The following is a 328-nucleotide window of genomic DNA, read 5'->3' as shown; positions in this document are numbered from 1 at the left end:
CCGGCGGGGTTCCACACCATTGCGATGCGCCGCTTGCTGGATCGGTGCGCGTCCACTTCGTAAGCGGCGATTGTGACAGCCTCGATTTCGCTGTCGGCATCTTAGGGCAAAGGATTCCCGCTGTGCGTGCCGGCGTGCCGTTTCTGCTGGACGCTGACACGGTGACCCAGCGCATTTATTCTAGCAATTCGAACACGCTGAGGAGCTAGTTTTTGGCGTTTGATGTGTGCATGCTCCGCGTGCTGGTGTGCATACGAGGGCTCGTAATGGCAGAGGGCGGAAGTTCAGTTCAGTTGCTCCATCCAGCGGGCAACTTTTGCTCTGAGAA

1 protein-coding gene is annotated in these 328 nt (G+C 57.9%); it reads left to right on the top strand.

What is annotated here, in order from left to right; genetic code table 11:
* Positions 1–209, top strand: a 209-nt coding sequence (locus MKK60_RS09985) for a hypothetical protein (protein ID WP_243985438.1), incomplete at its 5' end; no start/stop codon positions are given.
* Positions 210–328 lie beyond the last annotated feature (119 nt).

The organism is Methylobacterium sp. J-092 (genome assembly GCF_022829325.1).
In the GTDB taxonomy this organism is placed as follows: domain Bacteria; phylum Pseudomonadota; class Alphaproteobacteria; order Rhizobiales; family Beijerinckiaceae; genus Methylobacterium.
The sequence above is the reverse complement of the archived record's forward strand: the minus strand, read 5'-3'. Positions and strand labels throughout refer to the sequence as shown.